The sequence below is a fragment of the Isoptericola halotolerans genome (assembly GCF_045689585.1).
GTDB lineage: Bacteria > Actinomycetota > Actinomycetes > Actinomycetales > Cellulomonadaceae > Isoptericola > Isoptericola halotolerans_B.
This window is the reverse complement of sequence record NZ_CP140108.1, coordinates 3,022,054-3,039,345: the sequence shown is the minus strand read 5'-3', so window position 1 is coordinate 3,039,345 and position 17,292 is coordinate 3,022,054. Positions and strand designations below refer to the sequence as shown.

Genomic DNA, 17,292 nt, shown 5'->3' with positions numbered 1-17,292 from the left:
GTGGACGGTGCAGGGTCAGGCAGGGTCGTCGTCGTGCTCGGTGCCGAGGTGGCGCACCACGCCGTCCCAGCCGTGCGCGAGGGCCTCCACGACGTCGGGCAGCACGGTCGGGAAGACCTCGATCCGCTGGGCGCGCAGCTCGGCGACGCTCAGCCAGCGCATCTCGTCGAGGACGTCGCGCTCCTGCGCGGTCCACCCGGCGTCGGAGGGCTCGTGCCGCGAGACCCGGGCCACGAAGAACACCTCGTCCTGGTGGCACGTCTCGGCGAAGAAGTGGAAGATCCCGGCGCGGGTCATCACCGGGCCCTCGAGGTCGTCCTCGGCGAGCTCGAGGCCGGCCTCCTCGCGCACCTCGCGCACCGCGGCAGCGGCCTCGGACTCGCTCGGTTCGATGCCACCGCCGATGGTGAACCACCAGGAGCGGTCGGGTTGGTCGGCGTCGTGCCCCCGCACGAGCAGCGCCCGGTTGGCGTCGTCGAGCACGATGACGCGGGCGGCGCGCCGGTGGCGCAGACCGTCCTCCCGGAGCACCCAGTCGGGCCCGAGCGAGGACGAGACACTGGTGCGGATCGGCATGCGGTTCAGCATAGGTGCCCGGCGCGGAGTGCGGCCGAGCGACCGGCGCCGCCCACCGGCCGCCCGTGCTCACACCTGCGAGAATGCGTCGTCGTCGACCAACTGTTGGAGCCCCGGTGATCCACACCTTCCACCTCGCCGAGATGCCGGCCGTCCGCACGGCCCGAGCGCTGCGGCGGCCGCCGTCGAGCTCCACCACGCCGGGACTCGACCACGCCGAGTGCCTGGCGCTCATGCGTCTGGGGGCACCCGTCGTCTCCCCGGGCCGGCTGCAGCTGCGACGGATCGCCGTCTTCGCGCAGTGGCGTGACGAGGAGGCCGTGGACCGCTTCCTGTCCGACGACGCCTTGGGCCGTCACCTGGCGGCCGGTTGGCACGTCCGCCTCGAGTTCCTGCGGCGCTGGTCCCGGCTGGCGGCCCTGCCCGACCTGCCCGCACGGACGGGCGGCGAGGACCAGGACGAGCCCGTCGTCGCGGTGACCGTCGCGCGGATGCGGCTGCCCGAGGTGCCTCGGTTCATCCGGTGGGGCCGGCCGGTCGAACGCCAGGTGCGCGACGACCCGGGCACCACACTCGCGCTGGCCGCCGTCCGGCCTCCACGCACCATCGCCACGTTCTCCGCCTGGCACAGCGTGCGCGAGATGGAGGAGATGGTGCACGGCCGCTCCGGCCTCCCGGCGGCGCGACGGCCCGACGGCACGCGGACGCCATGGTCGAACGTCGGCGGCGCGACTTCCACCACGAGTTCGCGGTGCTGCGCTTCCGCCCGCTCTCGGAGCACGGCAGCTGGCAGGGGCGCACCAGCATCGTGCCGCGCCGCTGACGACGCCTCGGCGGACGACCACCATGGAGCGGGTCACGCAGGAAGGGTGACCGTCCGTGCTCCCGCGGCCTCGGGTGTCTCGCGTCGCAGCGCCACCGGCCGGAGCCAGGTCGCGGTGCGCCACAGCCACTCGACCGGGCCGTAGCGGAAGGACGTCAGCCAGAGGCGGCTCAGCAGCGACTGCACCACGATCAGCGCCACCGACAGCGCCACCACCGGTGTCACGCTGGTCATGTGGCCGAAGTCGACCACCGACGCGGCGAACGCCATGACGATCGCCGCCCCGACGTAGTTGGTGAGCGCCAACCGACCCAGCGGCTCGAAGGCGGCGGCGATCATCCTTCGCGCGGGCGTGCGCCACAGCAGCGCCAGCCCCGTGGTGTACAGCACCGCCACGACGAGACCGGCGGTCGCGCCCGCCGCCGAGAACCGCGGGTCGCCCGGGGCGGTGAGCTGCCACAGCAGGGCTGGGACGGTCAGCACGGCCGCGACGGCGAAGACGACCACGACGGCCCTGCCGGAGGACTCCAGCGCCCGGGGCAGGCCGAAGGCCGCCGCTCCCGCACCGAGGAGCACGAGGCCGGGGACGGACGGCAGCCCGCCGCCGAACATCGCGTACGCGACGACGGTCAGCGCCGCGCCGCCTGCGAGGGTCGCCCAGCGCGGGGCCAGCAGGACGACGGGCAGCATCAGCAGGCCGACGACGCCGTACTCCAGGAGGATGTTGCCCGGGTAGGCGAACAACAGGAGCCCGCCGATGACGACCATGACGACCATGCGGCGCACCATCACCAGCGACGGACGTGGCGAGCGGGCGCGTGCGCTGTCGAGCACCATCCAGAGACTCATGCCGCACAGGAGGATGAAGATCAGTATGAAGCGCGTCTGGACGGTGAGGTAGAGCGCGTCGCGCACCGGGTCGGCGACCCGGTCACCACCTTCCAGCACCCGTGCCATAACATCCAAGCAACCCTGCGCGGGCGCGTCGTCATCCCACGGGACCATGTCTCAGCAGTCTCGGAGACAGCGAGGCTCCGCGGACGTCACGTCCGCGGAGCCTCGTCCGGTCCGTCAGGGCGGACCGACGCCCTCGGGGCGGACCGTCACCAGCCGCGCGTGGCGAGCCGGACGGGCTCCGGCTCCTCCTCGACGTTGATGCCGACCATCGCCTCGCCCAGCCCGCGCGAGACCTTGGCGATCACGTCGGGGTCGTCGTGGAACGTGGTGGCCTGGACGATCGCCTTGGCACGGGCCGCCGGGTCCCCGGACTTGAAGATGCCGGAGCCGACGAAGACGCCCTCGGCGCCGAGCTGCATCATCATCGCGGCGTCGGCGGGGGTGGCGATCCCGCCTGCGGTGAAGAGCACCACGGGAAGCTTGCCCGTCCGGGCGACCTCCGCGACGAGCTCGTACGGCGCCTGCAGCTCCTTCGCGGCGACGAACAGCTCGTCCGTGGGCAGCGAGGTCAGGTTCCGGATCTGCCGGCGGATCTGGCGCATGTGCGTCGTGGCGTTCGAGACGTCGCCCGTCCCGGCCTCGCCCTTGGACCGGATCATCGCCGCGCCCTCGGTGATGCGGCGCAGCGCCTCACCCAGGTTGGTGGCACCGCAGACGAACGGGACCGTGAAGGCCCACTTGTCGATGTGGTGGGTGTAGTCGGCGGGGGTCAGCACCTCGGACTCGTCGACGTAGTCGACGCCGAGCGACTGCAGCACCTGCGCCTCGACGAAGTGCCCGATGCGTGCCTTCGCCATGACGGGGATCGACACGGCCTCGACGATGCCCTCGATCATGTCGGGGTCCGACATGCGGGCGACGCCGCCCTGGGCGCGGATGTCCGCGGGCACCCGTTCGAGCGCCATGACGGCGACCGCACCGGCGTCCTCGGCGACCTTGGCCTGCTCGGGGGTGACGACGTCCATGATGACGCCGCCCTTGAGCATCTCGGCCATGCCCCGCTTGACGCGGGCCGTGCCCACCTCGCCGACGCCGTTCGTGCCGGCCGGGGTCCCGGTGGTCTGGCTCAACGCAACCTCACAGAGTTCTTGCGAGCACCTCCCGGCGTCTCACCGGGCGTGCCGACGTGGTCCACGTCGTGCCTCCCATCCTACGGGGGCCTCAGGTGGCGTCGATCCCGTCCGGCATCTGGTCGTCCAGCTCGACCGTCTGCGGCCAGGGGGCGCGTCCGGCCAGCCGCAACCACCGCGCCCGGCGCGGACGGCGGGCCCGCTGCGCCTGGGCGACGGCCTCGTTGTGGAACCGGCGGGCGAGCTGGGCCCGGTACCAGGCCCCCGCCAGGTCGCCGACGAGCTCCTCCCCCGGTCCGGAGGACCGCAGCCCCGCCACGGTGTCCGCGTCGGCGAGCACCGAGCGCAGCGTCACCGACAGCTCGGACTCGCTGCGCTCGCGCTCGGCGGGCAGGCCGGTCAGGGCGAACGCCTCGGCGGGCGACGGACCACCCACGACGGCGACGGTCTCGGCGTCCGCGGTCGGACCCGGCACGCCCTCCTCCGCCAGTCCGGGCGGCTCGCCCGCCGTCGTCACCGCGAAGGCCGCGTCGGCGAGCAGGACCGAGCTGGCCGGGTCCAGCAGCCCGGACGACGCCAGGTCCAGGGACGTCCGCACCCGACGGTCGAGCTGCGCCTGCAGCGCCAGCCGCGAGGCCACGACCTTGTGGTGCAGCCGGTCCAGCCGCGACGCCGCGACCCACACCCACCACAGCGCCAGCCCGAGCAGGACCACGGCGAGCAGCGCGACCTCCGACCAGCTCATCGCTCACCTGCCACGTCGGCCCGCGGACGCCGACCGAGCAGCCACGACGACCGCTCGGCACGCAGGTCCTGCCGCACGCTCCCCGTCCCGAGCGCCTCCGTCGCGGCGACCGCCATCTCGTACACGGCCAGCACCTGGTCCGTCACGGTCGCCCAGTCGAAGCGGCGCACGAAGCTGCTTGCGCGCTCGCGCCGCGCACCGGTGCCCGACGCGTCGGCGAGCGCGGCGACCACGGAGGCCGCCAGGTCGTCGGCGTCGCCGGTGCGGAACAGCCGGCCCGCCGTGCCGTCGTCGAGCACCCGCCGGAACGCGCCGAGGTCGCTCGCGACGACGCCCGTGCCGGCGCTCATGGCCTCGACGAGCACGATGCCAAAGCTCTCTCCGCCGGTCTGCGGGGCCACGTAGAGGTCCGCGGACCTCAGCAGCGCGGCCTTGTCGTCGTCGCTGACACCGCCGAGCCACTCGAACGCGGCGCCGTGCGGCCCGAGCGCGGCCTCGGCAGCGGCGCGGCCGGCGTCGCCCTTGCCCGCCACGAGGAACCGCGTCCCGGGCACCTCGGCGAGGATCGCGGGCGCGGCGGCGGCCAGCACCTGCAGGCCCTTGCGGGGCTCGTCGAGCCGTCCGAGGAACGCGACCGTCGGGGCCTGCGGGGTCCCCCGCCAGCGCTCGTCGCGGGGGCCGACGGCGAACCGGTCGACGTACACCCCGTTGGGGATGACGACGGCGTCGCCGCCCAGGTGGTCGACGAGCGTCCGGCGCGCGTCCTCCGAGACGGCGATGCGGGCGGAGATCTTCTCCAGCGACTGTCGAAGCAGCGGGTGGGCGACCTGCAGCGCCCGCGAGCGCACCTGGGAGGTGTGGAACGTGGCCACGACCGGCCCCTCGGCGACCCACAGGGCGAGCATCGACAGCGACGGGGTCATCGGCTCGTGCAGGTGCAGGACGTCGAAGCCGCCGGTGTCGATCCACCGGCGCACCCGGGCGGCGGCGCGGGGGCCGAACGCGAGCCGGGCGACGGAGCCGTTGTAGCGGACCGGGACGGCGCGCCCGGCCGGGGTGACGACGTCGGGCACCTCCGTGTCGTCGTCCGCGGGCGCCAGGACCGAGACCTCGTGCCCGGCCGCTCGCAGCGCCTCGGCGAGGTCGCGCACGTGGAACTGCACGCCACCGGGGGCGTCGAAGGAGTAGGGGCACACGATGCCCACGCGCAGCGGCCGCATCATGCTTCCCCGGCCGCGGCGCGCGTGCGCGCGTACCGCTGCGGGTCGAGGTCGTCGACGAACACCTTCTGCAGCATGTGCCAGTCCGCGGTGTGCCGGGCGATGTACTCGCCGAGGACGTCCGTCCAGGCCTGGGTGAGCTGGGCGACCTGTGTCCGCCGGTTCCCGCCGTCGGGCGGGTCGACGGGCTGGTGGAACGTGATGACGATGCCCCAGGGGGTGCGCGCCCGACGGCGGCGCTCCCCCGTGAGGCGCTCGTGGCGGATCCCGACGGGGATCAGCGGTACGCGCGCGGCCACGGCGAGCGCCGCGGGCCCGGCGGCGACCCGGGCCCGGTGCCCGCACAGGTCCACCTCGATGCCGCTGGCCGTCAGGTCACGGTCGGACAGCAGCGGCACGAGCCGGGGGCCGTCCCCGGCACCGCGGACCAGGCCCTTGAAGACGCCGTCGTCGCCGAGCGGCAGCACGTCGATCCCGATCGAGCGCCGGAAGTCGACGAACTGCTCGAACAGGGCCGGGGGCTTCAACCGTTCGGCGACGGTCAGCACCGGCGCGATGCGCGGTGACGCCCACGCCCCGGCGAGGTCCCAGTTGCCGAGATGGGCGAGCGCGAGGGACAACCCGCCGCCGGCGTCGGTGATCGCGGTGACGTGCTCGAGACCCTCGACCCGGACGCGGGCGGCGAGCTGCTCCGGCGTGGCGCCCTGGAGCGTGAACGCCTCGCGGAAGTACCGCAGGTAGCGCCGCATCCCGTCGCGGGTGAGCCGTCGCGCGGCCCGCTCGTCCAGGTCGGGGCGCACCCGGGCGTAGTTGGCCTCCATCCGGCGCACGCCCGCGCCGCGGCGCAGCCATGTCACGTCGGCGGCCACGTCGAACGCGGCTCGCAGCAGCGGTTCCGGCACCTTCGGTGCGTGGCGCCAGGCGAAGGTGTAGGCGGCGGCGAGGTCGACCATCACGCCTCCTCGGTGGTGGGCAGGAGCTGGCTGCGGACGGTCAGCACCCGCTGGGCGACCGTGACCAGGCTGGCGAGCGCGAGCAGCCCGAGCACGACGACCAGGACGGCTACCGGCAGGCCCAGCTGGACGAACGCGGTGGGGACCAGGGCGACCACGAGCCGGTCGGAGCGCTCGGCGATGCCGACGGCCGCCGTCGCGCCGACGGACTCGGCCCGGGCACGGGCGTAGGGCACCACCGAACCGAGCACCAGGCACGCCAGGGTGACCATGGTCCCCGCGACGGCCCAGGGCTCGTCGGGGTGCAGGGCGAACCACAGCGTGAGGCCCCCGAACACCGCACCGTCGGAGACGCGGTCGAGCGTCGAGTCGAGGAAGGCCCCCCACGGACCGCTGCGACCGCTGAGACGGGCCATGACGCCGTCGAGGGAGTCCGTCAGGACGAAGAGGCCCAGGAGGAGTGCGCCGAGGGTCAGGTGACCGGTGGGCAGCAGGGTCAGCGCGAGGCCGGTGACGATCGCGGTCCCGGCGATCGTCACGGCGTCCGGCGACACCCCACGGCGGAGCAGCAGCCGCGCCAGAGGGGTGAACACGCGCTGCATCGTGGCCCGCAGGCGGCCGAACATGGGTGCTCCTCGTCTCGTCGTGCGTGCCGGCGGCCCGGCGCGGCCAGGCTAGCGCCCGGCGCCGGTCAGCGGGTGGGCCACGCCGCGGCGAGCCGTGCGCGGGTGTCCGCGAGCAGCTCGGGCAGCGCCTTGGTCCGTCCGACGACGGGCAGGAAGTTCGCGTCGCCGAGCCAGCGCGGGACCACGTGCTGGTGCAGGTGCGCCGCGATACCGGCGCCCGCGACGTCGCCCTGGTTCATCCCGAGGTTGAACCCTGCCGGGGCGTAGACCTGGCGCAGCACGCGCACCGCGGTCTGGGTCATCGCGGCGAGCTCGCGGGTCTCGGCGTCGGTCAGGTCGGTGTAGTCCGAGACGTGACGGTACGGCAGCACCATGAGGTGACCGCCGTTGTACGGGTACAGGTTGAGCAGCGCGAAGCAGTCCGCCCCGCGAGCGACGACGAGACCCTGCTCGTCGTCGCTCGCGGGGATGCGGCAGAACGGGCACTCGTCCGGCGTGCTGTCGGCCGGCTTGTCCTGCCCGCCGATGTACACCATCCGGTGCGGCGTCCAGAGCCGCGCGATGTCGTCCTCCGGCGGGCCGAACCGGTCCGCCGGCTCGACCCGGGGCTCGCCCTGCGCGCCCACGCTCAGACCTGCTCGCGGTCGCGGACCGCCGTCACGATCCGCTCGACGGCCTCGGCCACCGGCACGCCGTTCTCCTGCGTGCCGTCGCGGAACCGGAACGAGACCGCGCCCGCCTCGGCGTCCTCCCCGCCCGCGATGAGCACGAACGGCACCTTCTCCTTGGCGGCGTTGCGGATCTTCTTGCCGAAGCGGTCGTCGGAGGTGTCCAGCTCGGCGCGCACGCCCTGCGCGCGGAGCCGCGCGACGACGTCTCCCAGGTAGTCGTCGAAGGCGTCGGCGACGGGCACCGCGAGCACCTGGACCGGCGCGAGCCAGGCCGGGAACGCGCCCGCGTAGTGCTCGAGCAGCACCGCGAAGAACCTCTCGATGGACCCGAACAACGCACGGTGGATCATGACCGGACGCTGGCGGGTGCCGTCCGCGGCCGTGTACTGCAGGTCGAACTTCTCCGGCAGGTTGAAGTCGAGCTGGATGGTCGACATCTGCCAGGTCCGGCCGATGGCGTCCCGTGCCTGGACGGAGATCTTGGGGCCGTAGAACGCGGCGCCGCCCGGGTCCGGCACGAGCTCGAGCCCGGAGGCGGTGGCCACCTCCTCCAGCGTGCGGGTGGCCTCCTCCCAGCTGTCGTCGTCGCCGACCGACTTCTCGGGGTCACGGGTCGACAGCTCGAGGTAGAAGTCGTCCAGGCCATAGTCGCGCAGCAGGTCGAGCACGAACGTCAGCAGCGAGGTGAGCTCGTCGCGCATCTGCTCGCGGGTGCAGTAGATGTGCGCGTCGTCCTGGGTGAAGCCGCGGGCCCGGGTGAGGCCGTGCACGACGCCGGACTTCTCGTACCGGTACACCGTGCCGAACTCGAACAGCCGCAGCGGCAGCTCGCGGTACGAGCGACCCCGCGCGTCGAAGATCAGGTTGTGCATCGGGCAGTTCATGGGCTTGAGGTAGTAGTCCTGGCCCGGCTTGCGCACGGTGCCGTCGTCGTCGAGCTCCGCGTCGAGGTGCATCGGCGGGTACATGCCGTCGGCGTACCAGTCGAGGTGCCCGGAGGTCTCGAACAGCTTCGACTTGGTGATGTGCGGGCTGTTGACGAACGAGTACCCGGACTCGACGTGGCGCTTGCGCGAGTACTCCTCCATCTCCATGCGCACCATGGCGCCCTTGGGGTGGAACACGGCCAGGCCCGACCCGATCTCGTCGGGGAAGCTGAACAGGTCCAGCTCGCTGCCCAGGCGGCGGTGGTCGCGCCGCTCGGCCTCGGCGAGCCGCTCCAGGTACGCCTTGAGCTCGTCCTTGCTGGGCCAGGCGGTGCCGTAGATGCGCTGCAGCTGCGGGTTCTTCTCGCTGCCGCGCCAGTAGGCCGCCGCGGACCGCATGAGCTGCACGCCGTTGCCGATGAGCTTCGTGCTCGGCAGGTGCGGACCCCGGCACAGGTCGGACCAGACGACGGTCTCGCTCTCGCGCCCGGCGCCACGGACGTTGTCGTAGATGGTCAGCTCCCCGGCGCCGACCTCCACCGAGACGCCCGCGTCGTCACCGCCGTCGCTGCCCGCGCTCGCCGCGCCGCCCTTGAGCCCGATGAGCTCCAGCTTGTACGGCTCGTCCGCCAGCTCGGCGCGGGCCTCGTCCTCGGTGACGACCCGGCGCCGGAACGTCTGCCCCTCCTTGACGATGCGGGCCATCGCCTTGTCGAGCTTCTTGAGGTCGTCTGGCGTGAACGGCTCGACGACGTCGAAGTCGTAGTAGAAGCCGTCCTTGACGGGCGGACCGATGCCGAGCCTGGCGTCCGGGTCGATCTGCTGCACGGCCTGGGCCAGCACGTGCGCGGCACTGTGCCGCAGCACGGCCAGGCCGTCGGGCGAGTCGACCGTCACGGGTTCGACCATGGTCCCCGGCGCGAGCTCGCGCGACAGGTCGAGCAGCTCGCCGTCGACGCGCATCACGACGACCTCACGCCGGTCCGCGAAGAGCTCGGTGCCCGTCGTCGGCTCCGTCACCGTCACCGTGGTGGTCCCCTCGACGGGTGCGGGCGATGACAGCGGCGCGGCGGCGTCGGACACGACAGTGCTCCTCAGGTTCGTTCGTGGTTCAGCAGACGCTCAGCGCCGCCGAGGGCGCCGCCGTGACGGCGACGCCCCCCGATCGTACCGACCCTGACGGCCGGGCCGTCCCCGGCGGCAGCGGCGAGCGCTCGCGGCGGGGAGCCCCGCCACCGCAGGATGGGTGGATGAGCCGTGCGCCCGACGACGACGGATACCCGGCCACCGCGCGCGCGGCCGACACCCTCGGTGCGGTCGACCGTCTCGTGGTGGGCTGTCGCGCGTGCCCCCGGCTGGTCGCCTGGCGCGAGCAGGTCGCGGCCGAGCGGCGCGCCGCGTTCCGTGACCAGACCTACTGGGCGCGCCCGGTGCCCGGGTTCGGCGACAGCGCTGCCGCGGTCGCCGTCGTCGGCCTGGCGCCCGCGGCCCATGGTGCCAACCGCACGGGTCGCATGTTCACCGGGGACCCCAGCGGCGACTTCCTGTTCGCCGCGCTGCACCGCACCGGGTTCGCGAACCAGCCCCGGGCGACCGGGCGCGACGACGGCATGCGGCTCGACGGGCTCCGCCTCGTGGCCCCCGTGCGCTGCGCTCCCCCGCAGAACCGGCCGACCCCGGCCGAACGTCGCCGGTGCGCTCCGTTCCTGGCCCGCGAGCTCGAGCTGCTCGCGCCGACGCTGCGGGTCGCCGTCGCCCTCGGGGCGCTCGGCTGGGACGCCCTGCTCGCGTCGCTCGGCGAGCAGGGCTGGGCCGTGCCGAGACCCCGTCCTCGGTTCGGTCACGGCCAGGAGCTCACGCTGCGCCGGTCCGACGGCGGGACCGGGCGGGAGCCTGCTGCGCCCACGGCGATCACCGTGCTCGGGAGCTACCACGTCTCGCCGCACAACACGTACACCGGGCGACTGACCGCCGCGATGCTCGACGAGGTGCTCGGGCGCGCGGCGCAGCTGGCCGGCCGACCCGGACCAGGCGCCGGATAGGGGCCTGCCATGACCAGCCGACCGACCCGTGTCGAACCCCCGCTGCGCGCCGACGAGGCCACGACGCTGCGCACGTTCCTGGACTACCACCGCGACACGCTGCGCTGGAAGACGGCTGGGCTCAGCGCCGAGCAGCTGCGCACGCCGCTGCCGCCGTCGACGATGACCCTGGGCGGGATGCTCAAGCACCTCGCCTACGTCGAGTCGCAGTGGTTCCAGGTCGTCCTGGCCGGGCGCGACGCGCTGCCGCCGTTCGACACCGTCGACTGGAACGACGACCCGGACTGGGACTGGCACTCCGCGCACGCCGACTCTCCCGACGCGCTGCGGGTCCTCTTCGACGCGGCGGTCTCCGCCTCGGACGAGGTGCTCGAGACCGCCCTCGCCGCGGGCGGGCTCGACACGCTCTCCGCGCGCGAGAGCCGGCACGGCGACGGCCGGTTCTCCGTGCGCTGGATCATCACCCACATGATCGAGGAGTACGCCCGCCACAACGGTCACGCCGATCTCCTCCGCGAGGCGCGGGACGGCGAGACCGGCGAGTGACGTCCCTGGCTGCGCGGACCGGCCGGGTCACTCGCCCCGGCGCTGCTTGACGATCACCTGCTCGAAGACGAACGCCACGACCACCGCGATGAGCACGACCGGCGCCATGGCCGCGGCGTTCGGCCCGAGCAGCAGGATCACGAGCACTGCCGAGGAGACGGGGAACGGCAGGATCGACGCCGTGGCGGCAGCCATCCCGGCCGCCACCGCCGGCACGACGCCGTAGCCGGGCAAGCCGGACACGAGCACACCGGCGGCCGCGCCGAGCAGCAGCGCGGGGAAGATCAGGCCTCCTCGCAGAGCACCGAGCGAGACCCCGTAGGCGATCGACTTGAACACCAGCAGCGCCGCCAGGGCGGCCAGCGACCACGCGTGCGCGTCGGCCACCAGCGGTTCGAGCAGACCCTGCCCGGAGAGCGCGACCTCCTCCGGCGACCGTCCGGTGAGCAGGGAGTAGGCGACCGTGCAGAGCCCGACGACGAGCGCCGCGGCGAGTGCGGTGCCCGCCGGGCGCCGCTCGGCGACGCGGGCCACCCACCGCCCGACGTGGTGCACCTGACGGACGCCGACGGCGATGACCACGGCCAACGGGACCGTCCAGAGCACGTCGCCGAGGTCGGGCCGCTGCGGCCCGTCGACCTCGGGCAACGACAACGAGGAGATGCTCAGCCCCGTCCAGGACCCCATACCGGTGAAGACCAGCGCCCCGACGCCCGAGGCGAGGAGGCACGGGAGGATCACCCGGGCCAGCTTCGGGCCCGCCAGCCCCACCGCCTCCAGGACGAAGATGGCGGCGACCAACGGGCTGCCGAAGATCGCGGCCAGGGCCGCCGAGGCGCCGGCGACCGTGAGGAGCGCCTGGGCCGTCGGGTCGGCGGCGCGGGCGATCGGGCGGACCAGGAGCAGTGCCACGGCGGACCCGAGGGCGAGCAGCGGGGCCTCCGGTCCGAGTACCACCCCGAGCGGCAGGCCGCCGAGCGCGGCCAGCAGGATCCCGGGGACGGGGACGCCGGCACCGCGCCGAGCCCCAGCCCGTCGACGGGCACGTGACCGCCGCGGCCAGGCAGCCAGCGGACCGCCACCCCGACGAGCACCCCGGCCAGGAGCAGCCAGGGCAGCGCCCACCACCACGGTGGGGCGTCGAGACCGACGGCCTCGGGCAACGACTCCCAGACCGCGTGCTCGAGCGCGTGCAGGAGCGCCAGGAAGCCGAACGCGACCAAGGAGACCGGGATGCCGATCCCCGCGGCGAGCAGCAGCAGGCCGACGTAGCCGCGGGTCCGGACGGCGTCCTCGGGCCCCTCGGTGCGGTCCGGCGGCGTCTGGCCGTCGGGGTGCGCGGACACGGCGGGCTCAGCCGAGGATCTTGGCCTTGGCGGCCGCGAACTCCGCGTCCGTCAGCAGCCCCGCGGACCTCATCTCGCCGAGCTTCTGGAGCTGGGACAGCGTGTCGTCAGCGGGTGTCGCCGCTGGCGAGTGCTGGGCCTGCTGCGCGTCGTAGGCCTGAGCGCTGGCCCGCTGGTCGGCTCGCGCGTTCGCGCGGTTGTTCATCGCCCGGCTGGTGGCGGAAGCCGTCCCGGTGATGACGGCGGTCCGTGCCATGGTCCCGAGCAGTCCCGGGCGTCCCACCCTTCGGGGCATGAGTCAGTCCTCCTCTGCGATGACGCCGGCCAGCTCTTCCAGGGCGGCGGGCGGGACGGTGGTCATGTCGATCAGGGACCCGCCGGCCTCGCGCAGCGCCGTCGTCAGCCCGGTCGCCCACGTGTGCTCGAAGACGAGCATCCCGACGGCCGCCCCCGGGGCGAGGTCGTCCGCGATCGCCTCGACGTCGTCCTCGGCGAGGAACCCGCTCGGCTCCCCCACCAGCTCCGCCAGACCGTCGGCGGCGTCCGCCGCCTCGAGCCACTCGACCGAACCGTCCTCACCCTTGCGGATCGCCAGCATGTCGAGGACGTTGATGGTGCCGTCCTCCGAGAGCCTGACGAGCTCGGCGACGATCTCGCCGGAGAAATCGCTGTGGGGGAACTCCACCAGGAGGAGCTCCACAGGTGCGGTGACTTCCATGTCCTGCCTCTCGATCGGAGGGAGCGCGTGCGCCGGTGGGTGACGGCTCGACGCGCCGAGTCGTCGCGCGAACACGCTGGTCACCCGCCCCGATCATCGGGCCGACGTGCCGCCACCGCAACAGGAGGCGCAGCGTGCGGCACGCCCTCGCGGACGTCGTGTGAGGTGACTGTGAAGGTGGCCGCGTCGAGCCGAGGCCACCGCGGCCCTCCTCGCACAATGGCTGGGTGCGTACGACCGACACCCCCATCTTCGATGCGCTGGCCCGCGAGTTCGAGGCCCAGCGCCCACTGATCCACGTGGCGTCCGCCCTCGGTGGCGATCCTCTGGGCGACCCCCTGACGCGCACCCGTGCCACCGACGTCTCCTTCCTGTCCTCCACGAGACGGGGGTCGCTGCCCCGGCGCGGACGTGCGGAGGGTTCGGCGTCCTGACCGGGTGCTCGTCCGGAGAAAGATCGGCCGTGGTGCATCCGCCGGAGCCTTCGCGCCCGAATCCCTGGTGACCGACACATGCAGTCCTCGTCCCTCACGGACGAGGCGCGACACCAGGAGGACTCATGCGCACCACCCGACTCACGGCGACGTTCGGCGTCACCGCGCTCGTCGCTGCCGGAACGGCCTTCGCCCTGCCCGCGCACGCCGCGGAGGGCGACGCGATGCTCTCCGTCCTGCACGGCGTGCCGGACACCACTGTCGACGTCTACGTCAACGGAGAGCTCACCCTCGACGACTTCGAGCCGGGCGACCTCGCCGGGCCGCTGGAGCTCGCGCCGGACACCTACACGGTGGCCGTCACGGCCGCCGACGCCGAGGACGACTCCGACCCGGTCATCGGCCCCGTCGACCTTCCGCTGGAGGGTGGCATGAGCTACACGGCCGCCGCACACCTCGACGCGGAGGGCTCGCCGACGGCGACGCTGTTCGAGAACGACACCTCGGAGATCGCTGCGGGCGAGGGGCGTCTGACGGTCCGGCACGTCGCGGCAGCGCCCGCCGTCGACGTCCTCGCCGGTGACGAGCCGGTCATCGAAGGCCTGGAGAACCCCGACGAGGAGGTCCTCGAGCTGCCCGCCGGGACCGTGCCGGCCGCGGTCGCCGCGGCCGGGACCACCGATCCGGTCGTCGGTCCGACGGACGTCGACGTCGCCGAGGGCGTCAACACGATCGTCTACGCCTGGGGCTCGCTCGACGACGACTCCCTCGCGCTGGCCGTGCAGACGGTCGACGGGATGCACTCCAGCCCCGCCGGCGTCGACGCCGGGACCACCGGGGCGGCCGCGGTGCAGCACCACGGCTGGTTCAGCCCGGTGGTGGCCGGTGCCCTCATGGCACTGATCGCCGGGCTCGCCATCATGGTGGGCGTCAGGAACGCGGTCCGGGTGGGCCGCGAGCGCCCGTGACGACCGGCCGTCGCCGTGCGGCGGACCGGGTCTCGCGCCCGGTCCGCCGCACTGCGACGGCCGCGCTCCTGGCGGCGGCCGTCGCCGTCGTCGGGGGCACGGCCTTCCTGTCGAACGACGACCAGGGCGTCGGGTCGGAGATCCCCCGGTCCGTCCCGACGGACGAGCGGCGCGACACGCCCACCGCACCCGCCGTCCCGGCCGAGCCGGACGCCCCGTCCCCGGAGCGGTCCGCGCCGGCCGGGACGGCCGACGTCCCGGTCGTCGACGCGGCACCGCAGGACTCCCCGGCGGGCGCCGCACCCGCCCGGCTGCGCGTGCGCGGTCTGCTCGACGTCCCGGTGCGGCCGGTCGGGGTCGACCCCGACGGCTCCATGGAGCTGCCCGCACGCGGAGACGTGGCCGGGTGGTACCGCTTCGGACCGTCGCCCGCGGACGACGCCGGGACCGTCGTGCTCGCCTCGCACGTCGACACGATCGACGGGGTCGGCGCCTTCGCCGGGTTGACCGCCGTGACACCCGGCGACGTGGTGGTGGTGACCGACGAGGACGGCGCCCGCCACCGGTACACCGTCAGCGGCGTCGAACGCTTCGCGAAGGAGGTGGTGCCGCTGGACGAGATCTTCGACCGCACGGGAGAGCGTCAGCTCGCTCTGATCACGTGCGGCGGGCGCTGGGACGCCCGGGCAGGGCACTACGAGGACAACCTGGTGGTCACGGCGGTGGCATGATGACGCCGTCGGTCCAGCACGCTAAGTTGTCCGCAACGGGCATCGCCGACCGGCGACGCCGCGTCCGACCACGGAGGATCTGTGACGACTGGGGCCGAGGGTGCTGCACCCCCGACCACCGACGACGACGTGGCCGCACGGTTCGCCACCGGTACGGAGGAAGGGCTCGCCGCGGCATACCGCCGGTGGTCCCCGCTGATCTACACGGTCGCGCTGCGCTCGCTGGGCGAGGCGTCCGACGCCGAGGACGTCACGCAGCAGGTCTTCGTGGCCGTCTGGCGATCTCGTTCCGGCTACGACCCGGGACGGGCCCGGCTCTCGACCTGGCTGCTGGGCATCGCGCGGCACAAGATCGCCGACGTCCACGCGTCCCGGGAACGGATCCGCAAGCAGCAGCAAGCCGCCGAGGCCTTCGCTCCGAACCCACGGGGAGAGGAGGACCCGGTCGGTCCCGGGGTGGTCGACCGCGCGGTCGTCGCCGACGAGCTCGCCCGGCTCGGGGACCCGGCCGGCACGATCTTGCGACTCGCGTTCTACCAGGACCTGACGCACACGCAGATCGCCGAGGAGCTCTCGTTGCCCCTCGGTACCGTCAAGAGCCATATCCGACGAAGCCTGACCAGGCTGCGGACACGATGGGAGGTGGATGGTGCAGCACGTTGACCCGGAGGTCCTCGCGCTCGTCGGGCTCGGCGAGGACGGTGCCGCCTCCCGCGACGACCACGCCCACCTCACCGACTGTGCCGTGTGCCGCACGGAGATCGACTCACTCGCGCAGGTCGCCTCGGTGGCACGCGCCGACGACGCCGGCCTCGTCGCTCCCCCGCCCGAGGTCTGGGACCGGGTGCGCGACGAGCTGGGCCTCGCCCAGGACGACCCGCAGCCGGCGCCGGTCGTCGACCTCGCCGCACGCCGCCGTCGTCCGTCGCCGCTGTGGGCTGCCGCGGCAGCGAGCGTCGCCCTGGTGGTCGGTGTCGGCGGCGGGGTCGTGTGGGAGAGGTCGCGGGCCCCCGAGGCGCCGACCGTCGTCGATCCCGTCGCGGTCGCCGAGGCCCGGCTCGAGCCGTTGCCGGACTGGCCGTCGTCGGCCGGTCGGGCCGTGGTCGAGGAGGACCCCGAGGGCAACCTCGAGGTCGTCGTGACCGTCGACGACGCGGGCGCGGGCGCGGGCGCGGGCTACCGCGAGGTGTGGCTCCTGGCCGAGGACCTCAGCGGCATGGTGAGCCTCGGCGTCCTCCGCGGGAGCTCGGGGACGTTCCCCGTCCCCGCCGGCCTCGACCTCGGGACCTACTCCCTGATCGACGTCTCCGAGGAGCCGTTCGACGGCGACCCGACGCACTCCGGCGACTCCGTCGTGCGCGGCGGGCTCGCCAGCACCTGACCGGTCCAGACCTGGTCCGACCAGGCCGGACCGGCCCGGCACGGCGCTCTCCCGGAATCTCTGACCGGGCCGGAGCGTTGAGAAGAACAGCACATCGTCCGCGTCCCGGCGCGGGCCTCAGGCCCCCGGGACCCATGGAAGGGGGCCGTATGCCTCGCATCCGTATGCCCAAGCGCATCGAGTTTGAGAACGACGCCGGTGAGACCGTCCGCTACGTGCGGCACGGCGACGGTGGCTACGTCTCGCCACAGGCAGACGTCGCCCCGGACGCCGTCGTCGGGCGCGGGACCTACGTCGAGCGCGGTGCCCGGGTCGAGGCCGGGGCTCGCCTCGGCGAGGTGACCTGGGTCGACCACGACGCGGTCGTGGGCCGTGGCGCCCGGGTCGGCAGCAGCGTGCACCTGGGACCGGGCTCGTCCGTCGGGGCGGGGGCCCGTGTGGCCGACCACGTCCAGCTCGGGCGTGACGTGCGCGTCGAGGCCGCCGCCACCGTCGAGGCCGAGGCGTCGGTGCCGGACGGCGAGATCGTCCGGCACCGCTACGCCCAGGCCGCCTGACC

The 17,292-nt window shown here is 73.8% G+C and carries 21 protein-coding genes; 9 read left to right on the top strand and 12 right to left on the bottom strand.

The annotated features are described in order from the left end of the window. Positions 1 to 15 precede the first annotated feature (15 nt). Positions 16 to 576 carry an NUDIX hydrolase gene (locus UQW22_RS14195; protein WP_407317720.1) on the bottom strand — a complete coding sequence of 187 codons (561 nt, stop codon included), beginning with the start codon at positions 574 to 576 and terminating at the stop codon, positions 16 to 18. Between the two features lie 116 nt (positions 577 to 692). On the opposite strand from UQW22_RS14195, the gene UQW22_RS14190 reads away from it, so the two are divergent. Continuing rightward, the gene (locus UQW22_RS14190; RefSeq protein WP_407317719.1) at positions 693 to 1,544 is read left to right on the top strand and encodes a hypothetical protein; all 852 of its coding nucleotides are present in this window, start codon (positions 693 to 695) and stop codon (positions 1,542 to 1,544) included. On the opposite strand, the gene UQW22_RS14185 is transcribed toward UQW22_RS14190, so the two are convergent. The 8 genes from UQW22_RS14185 to thrS form a co-directional block, all read right to left on the bottom strand. After that, a complete protein-coding gene (locus tag UQW22_RS14185) occupies positions 1,433 to 2,356 on the bottom strand; it encodes a DUF418 domain-containing protein (RefSeq protein WP_407317718.1) in 924 nt (307 codons plus the stop codon). The two genes, UQW22_RS14190 and UQW22_RS14185, sit on opposite strands and share 112 nt — an antisense overlap. Positions 2,357 to 2,502: 146 nt before the next feature. Then, positions 2,503 to 3,426 carry a pyridoxal 5'-phosphate synthase lyase subunit PdxS gene (gene pdxS / locus UQW22_RS14180; RefSeq protein ID WP_407317717.1) on the bottom strand — a complete coding sequence of 308 codons (924 nt, stop codon included), beginning with the start codon at positions 3,424 to 3,426 and terminating at the stop codon, positions 2,503 to 2,505. A 91-nt stretch (positions 3,427 to 3,517) separates the two neighbouring features. Next, complete coding sequence (locus tag UQW22_RS14175; protein ID WP_407317716.1) at positions 3,518 to 4,171, bottom strand: hypothetical protein; 654 nt, start codon at positions 4,169 to 4,171, stop codon at positions 3,518 to 3,520. Next, the gene (locus UQW22_RS14170) at positions 4,168 to 5,382 is read right to left on the bottom strand and encodes a glycosyltransferase family 4 protein (RefSeq protein WP_407320822.1); all 1,215 of its coding nucleotides are present in this window, start codon (positions 5,380 to 5,382) and stop codon (positions 4,168 to 4,170) included. The genes UQW22_RS14175 and UQW22_RS14170 overlap by 4 nt, the downstream gene beginning before the upstream one ends. A gap of 8 nt (positions 5,383 to 5,390) precedes the next feature. Beyond that, a complete protein-coding gene (locus UQW22_RS14165) occupies positions 5,391 to 6,347 on the bottom strand; it encodes a phosphatidylinositol mannoside acyltransferase (RefSeq protein WP_407317714.1) in 957 nt (318 codons plus the stop codon). Continuing rightward, positions 6,344 to 6,970, bottom strand: coding sequence for a phosphatidylinositol phosphate synthase (gene pgsA, locus UQW22_RS14160; protein WP_407317713.1), 627 nt, complete (start codon positions 6,968 to 6,970; stop codon positions 6,344 to 6,346). The genes UQW22_RS14165 and pgsA overlap by 4 nt, the downstream gene beginning before the upstream one ends. Positions 6,971 to 7,035: 65 nt before the next feature. Beyond that, positions 7,036 to 7,596 (bottom strand): HIT family protein, encoded by a 561-nt coding sequence (locus UQW22_RS14155; protein WP_407317712.1) that lies wholly within the window; start codon positions 7,594 to 7,596, stop codon positions 7,036 to 7,038. A 2-nt stretch (positions 7,597 to 7,598) separates the two neighbouring features. After that, entirely contained in the window at positions 7,599 to 9,629 is a 2,031-nt protein-coding gene (thrS, locus tag UQW22_RS14150; RefSeq protein WP_407320821.1) for a threonine--tRNA ligase, read from the bottom strand. A 188-nt stretch (positions 9,630 to 9,817) separates the two neighbouring features. On the opposite strand from thrS, the gene UQW22_RS14145 reads away from it, so the two are divergent. Beyond that, on the top strand, positions 9,818 to 10,609 hold the full coding sequence (locus tag UQW22_RS14145; RefSeq protein ID WP_407317711.1) for a uracil-DNA glycosylase: 792 nt from the start codon (positions 9,818 to 9,820) through the stop codon (positions 10,607 to 10,609). Positions 10,610 to 10,618: 9 nt separating this feature from the next. Continuing rightward, on the top strand, positions 10,619 to 11,155 hold the full coding sequence (locus UQW22_RS14140; protein ID WP_407317709.1) for a DinB family protein: 537 nt from the start codon (positions 10,619 to 10,621) through the stop codon (positions 11,153 to 11,155). A 27-nt stretch (positions 11,156 to 11,182) separates the two neighbouring features. Here UQW22_RS14140 and UQW22_RS14135 read toward each other — a convergent pair whose 3' ends face one another. The 3 genes from UQW22_RS14135 to UQW22_RS14125 form a co-directional block, all read right to left on the bottom strand. Continuing rightward, positions 11,183 to 12,280 carry a chloride channel protein gene (locus tag UQW22_RS14135; RefSeq protein WP_407317708.1) on the bottom strand — a complete coding sequence of 366 codons (1,098 nt, stop codon included), beginning with the start codon at positions 12,278 to 12,280 and terminating at the stop codon, positions 11,183 to 11,185. Positions 12,281 to 12,508: 228 nt separating this feature from the next. Further along, positions 12,509 to 12,796: an SHOCT domain-containing protein gene (locus UQW22_RS14130; RefSeq protein ID WP_407317706.1), complete on the bottom strand. Its 288-nt coding sequence runs from the start codon at positions 12,794 to 12,796 to the stop codon at positions 12,509 to 12,511. 3 nt (positions 12,797 to 12,799) lie between these two features. Then, a complete protein-coding gene (locus tag UQW22_RS14125) occupies positions 12,800 to 13,219 on the bottom strand; it encodes a hypothetical protein (RefSeq protein ID WP_407317704.1) in 420 nt (139 codons plus the stop codon). 227 nt (positions 13,220 to 13,446) lie between these two features. On the opposite strand from UQW22_RS14125, the gene UQW22_RS14120 reads away from it, so the two are divergent. The 6 genes from UQW22_RS14120 to UQW22_RS14095 all read left to right on the top strand — a co-directional run bounded on the left by UQW22_RS14120 (position 13,447) and on the right by UQW22_RS14095 (position 17,290). Further along, positions 13,447 to 13,653, top strand: coding sequence for a hypothetical protein (locus tag UQW22_RS14120; protein WP_407317703.1), 207 nt, complete (start codon positions 13,447 to 13,449; stop codon positions 13,651 to 13,653). Positions 13,654 to 13,778: 125 nt separating this feature from the next. Then, entirely contained in the window at positions 13,779 to 14,621 is an 843-nt protein-coding gene (locus tag UQW22_RS14115) for a DUF4397 domain-containing protein (RefSeq protein WP_407317702.1), read from the top strand. Continuing rightward, positions 14,618 to 15,352, top strand: a complete 735-nt coding sequence (locus UQW22_RS14110) for a sortase domain-bontaining protein (protein ID WP_407317701.1) — start codon at positions 14,618 to 14,620, stop codon at positions 15,350 to 15,352. The genes UQW22_RS14115 and UQW22_RS14110 overlap by 4 nt, the downstream gene beginning before the upstream one ends. Positions 15,353 to 15,433: 81 nt before the next feature. Beyond that, positions 15,434 to 16,015: an RNA polymerase sigma factor gene (locus tag UQW22_RS14105; protein WP_407317700.1), complete on the top strand. Its 582-nt coding sequence runs from the start codon at positions 15,434 to 15,436 to the stop codon at positions 16,013 to 16,015. After that, positions 15,999 to 16,733 (top strand): anti-sigma factor, encoded by a 735-nt coding sequence (locus tag UQW22_RS14100; protein ID WP_407317699.1) that lies wholly within the window; start codon positions 15,999 to 16,001, stop codon positions 16,731 to 16,733. Before UQW22_RS14105 ends, UQW22_RS14100 begins: the two co-directional genes overlap by 17 nt. A gap of 149 nt (positions 16,734 to 16,882) precedes the next feature. Further along, positions 16,883 to 17,290, top strand: coding sequence for a transferase (locus tag UQW22_RS14095; protein WP_407317698.1), 408 nt, complete (start codon positions 16,883 to 16,885; stop codon positions 17,288 to 17,290). Positions 17,291 to 17,292 lie beyond the last annotated feature (2 nt).

Excerpts from the sequence above, each read along its gene's own strand:
- UQW22_RS14145 (WP_407317711.1), top strand. The coding sequence starts at position 9,818 with ATGAGCCGTGCGCCCGACGACGACGGATACCCGGCCACCGCGCGCGCG.
- UQW22_RS14125 (WP_407317704.1), bottom strand. The coding sequence starts at position 13,219 with ATGGAAGTCACCGCACCTGTGGAGCTCCTCCTGGTGGAGTTCCCCCAC.
- UQW22_RS14130 (WP_407317706.1), bottom strand. The coding sequence starts at position 12,796 with ATGCCCCGAAGGGTGGGACGCCCGGGACTGCTCGGGACCATGGCACGG.
- UQW22_RS14175 (WP_407317716.1), bottom strand. The coding sequence starts at position 4,171 with ATGAGCTGGTCGGAGGTCGCGCTGCTCGCCGTGGTCCTGCTCGGGCTG.
- UQW22_RS14195 (WP_407317720.1), bottom strand. The coding sequence starts at position 576 with ATGCCGATCCGCACCAGTGTCTCGTCCTCGCTCGGGCCCGACTGGGTG.
- UQW22_RS14095 (WP_407317698.1), top strand. The coding sequence starts at position 16,883 with ATGCCTCGCATCCGTATGCCCAAGCGCATCGAGTTTGAGAACGACGCC.
- UQW22_RS14115 (WP_407317702.1), top strand. The coding sequence starts at position 13,779 with ATGCGCACCACCCGACTCACGGCGACGTTCGGCGTCACCGCGCTCGTC.
- UQW22_RS14185 (WP_407317718.1), bottom strand. The coding sequence starts at position 2,356 with ATGGCACGGGTGCTGGAAGGTGGTGACCGGGTCGCCGACCCGGTGCGC.
- UQW22_RS14100 (WP_407317699.1), top strand. The coding sequence starts at position 15,999 with ATGGTGCAGCACGTTGACCCGGAGGTCCTCGCGCTCGTCGGGCTCGGC.
- UQW22_RS14140 (WP_407317709.1), top strand. The coding sequence starts at position 10,619 with ATGACCAGCCGACCGACCCGTGTCGAACCCCCGCTGCGCGCCGACGAG.
- pgsA (WP_407317713.1), bottom strand. The coding sequence starts at position 6,970 with ATGTTCGGCCGCCTGCGGGCCACGATGCAGCGCGTGTTCACCCCTCTG.